At 72.9% G+C, this 2,458-nt stretch carries 4 protein-coding genes; 3 read left to right on the top strand and 1 reads right to left on the bottom strand.

Annotation, left to right across the window (positions count from 1 at the left end; translation table 11 throughout):
* On the bottom strand, positions 1 to 428 hold a 428-nt coding region (locus V7Q31_RS12535), incomplete at its 3' end, for a hypothetical protein (protein ID WP_333834202.1).
* Positions 429 to 460: 32 nt separating this feature from the next.
* Here V7Q31_RS12535 and V7Q31_RS12530 point away from each other — a divergent pair.
* From V7Q31_RS12530 to V7Q31_RS12520, 3 genes are all read left to right on the top strand, one after another.
* Positions 461 to 820 (top strand): STAS domain-containing protein, encoded by a 360-nt coding sequence (locus tag V7Q31_RS12530; protein WP_333834201.1) that lies wholly within the window; start codon positions 461 to 463, stop codon positions 818 to 820.
* The gene (locus V7Q31_RS12525; protein ID WP_333834200.1) at positions 817 to 1,185 is read left to right on the top strand and encodes a response regulator; all 369 of its coding nucleotides are present in this window, start codon (positions 817 to 819) and stop codon (positions 1,183 to 1,185) included. The genes V7Q31_RS12530 and V7Q31_RS12525 overlap by 4 nt, the downstream gene beginning before the upstream one ends.
* Before the next feature lie 17 nt (positions 1,186 to 1,202).
* The coding region (locus tag V7Q31_RS12520; RefSeq protein ID WP_333834199.1) for an Hpt domain-containing protein at positions 1,203 to 2,458 on the top strand (1,256 nt) is incomplete at its 3' end.

Below are 2,458 nucleotides of genomic sequence, written 5' to 3'. Positions count from 1 at the left end.
GCGCCCGTTGGCAAGCCTTTGGCCCCGGCGCCGGCGAAGCCCGCCCGCGCCCCCGGCGGCCTCGTGAGCCCGTTCCGCCGTCCGCAGGCGACCGCCCACGCGGCGCCGACCCCGCCGGCGAAGCAGCCCGCGCATGGGACGGCGAAGCCCGCCGGCGGACAACCCATGACGTCGCCCGTCGCGAAACCGACGATCAAACCGTCGCTGAAACCGGTTGCGAAGCCGCCGCTCAAGCTGGCGCCGGCGCCCGCGCCGAAACCTGCGCCGAAACCCGCGCTCGTCGCGAAGCCCGCCGCAGCGCCGGCCAGGCCGCCGGCGCCGGCGGCGAGCCGGGCCGCGCAGGGCGCCGCCGCGACGGCCCATCCGAAAGCGCCGGCGAAGGCCGCCGCCAGGGCGGCGCCGCGCCGAGCCTCCGCCGCGATGGCCAAGGCCGAGTCCGATGGTTGGGAGGAATTTTGAGATGACCGCCAGACCGCCCCGGGCCGCCGCCCGCAGCAAGGCGGCGCCGCAAGCCGCCGGAGCGTCCGAAGGCGCCGAAGCGCGCGCCATCGTCTTGCCCGAAGCCCTCGACAACGCCGCCGCCGCCCCTTTGCTCGACGCGTTGCGCGCCGCGCGCGGCGGGCCGCTGACGCTGGAGGCCGGCGGCGTGCGCCGCCTCGGCGGGCGCTGCGCGCAGGTTCTGGTCTCCGCGGCGCTGAGCTGGCGGGCCGACGGCGCGGAGCTGCGCATCGAAGCGCCCTCGACGGAGTTTTCCGAGGCGTTGCGGCTGCTCGGCTTCACGCCGGACGGGCTCGCCGCGTCGGGAGGGAAGGCGTCATGAGCGGCCGCACCATCCTGACCGTCGACGACAGCCGCACGATGCGCAACATGCTGCGGATGACGCTGGAGGACGAAGGCTATCGCGTCCTCGAGGCGGCAGACGGGCTGCTCGGGCTCGACGTGCTGAAAGGCGAGATCCCCGACGTCATCGTCACCGACATCAACATGCCCAACATGGACGGCTTCGGCTTCATCGAGGCGGTCCGCGCCGAGGCGCGCTATGACGGCGTGCCGATCCTCGTGCTGACGACCGAGAGCGACCGCAGCCTGAAGGACCGCGCCCGCAATTCCGGCGCGACAGGCTGGATCACGAAGCCGTTCGAACAGAACCGGCTGATCGACGTCGTTCGTCGAGTCATGGCCTGAAGAGGGGGAATCGCGTCATGTCGAGAGATGTGCTCGCCGAGTTGCGGCAGACCTTCTTCGAGGAGTGCGAGGAGCAACTCGCCGAACTCGAATCCGGCCTTTTGCGGATGCAGGAGGGCGAGGACGACAAGGAGCTGGTCAACGCGGTGTTCCGCGCAGTCCATTCGGTGAAAGGGGGCGCAGGCGCGTTCGAGCTCGAGACGCTCGTCGCCTTCGCCCATTCCTTCGAGACCTTGCTGGACGAAATCCGCTCGGACCGCCTGTTCCCCGGCGTCGAGATGATGAAGGCGATGCTGCGCGCCTCCGATGTGCTCGCCGATCTGGTCGCCGCCGCGCGCGCCGGCGAGGAAGTCGACGAAGCCGTCTGGCGCGGCCTGTCCGAGGAGATCGCCGCCTTCAGCCGCGGCGAGACGCCCGGCGCCGCGCCGCAGGCGACGGTCGCGCAGGAGGCGCCCGAGCCCGAGTCCGAGCCTGCGCCTGCGCCCGAAACCGCCTCGGGCGGCTTCCGGCCGATGAAGCTCGACATCGCGCCGCTCGCGCAGGTCGCGGAGGCGCAAGCCGCGCCGGCCGAGGCCGCCGGGATGGGCGACCGGCGCTTCCTCATCCTGTTCCGACCGCATCCCGAACTCTACGCCAAGGCCAACGATCCGGTGATGCTGCTGCGCGAGATGGAGCGGCTCGGCGAAATGACGGTCGAGTGCGACGTCTCCGAAGTGCCGACGCTCGACGCATTCGACCCCGCGAGCGCCTGCCTCGGCTTCCGCATCTCCCTCGCCACCCATCGCGGCGAGGAGGACATTCGGGACGTTTTCGAGTTCTGCGACGAGGATTGCGACCTCGTCATCCGCCCGCTGGAGGCGTCCGCCGAGCAGGCTGTGGAACAACCCGCTGCGTCGCCCGCGGCCGAACCCGCAGCGCAGGCTCCGTCGGGGCCCGCGCCGCGGGCGGCGCCTCCGCAACCGCCCGCGCCGGCGCCCGCCGTTGCGGCGTCTGACGAGCCGTTCCGCCCCGAACCGCTGTCGATCGGCCCGCTCGTCCCGCTGGCCGAGACCGCGTCGTCGGGCGGCGACGGCCCGCCCGCTTCGGCGCGCGGCGAGGACGCCGCCAAGGCCGCGACCTCCGCCGCCACGCCCGCCGCCGCGACCATCCGCGTCGATCTCGACCGGGTCGACCGGCTGATCAACCTCGTCGGCGAGCTGGTGATCAATCAGGCGATGCTCGCCCAGGCCGTGCTGGAGACCGACATCTCGCGCAACGCGTCGGTCGCCGGCGG

This window comes from Rubrimonas sp., from assembly GCF_036788415.1.
Lineage (GTDB): Bacteria > Pseudomonadota > Alphaproteobacteria > Rhodobacterales > Rhodobacteraceae > Rubrimonas.
Note: the sequence above shows the minus strand (reverse complement) of the source record. Positions and strands in the feature narration are given on the sequence as shown.

Coding starts and splice junctions, on each gene's coding strand:
- V7Q31_RS12525 (WP_333834200.1), top strand. CDS start 817: ATGAGCGGCCGCACCATCCTGACCGTCGACGACAGCCGCACGATGCGC.
- V7Q31_RS12530 (WP_333834201.1), top strand. CDS start 461: ATGACCGCCAGACCGCCCCGGGCCGCCGCCCGCAGCAAGGCGGCGCCG.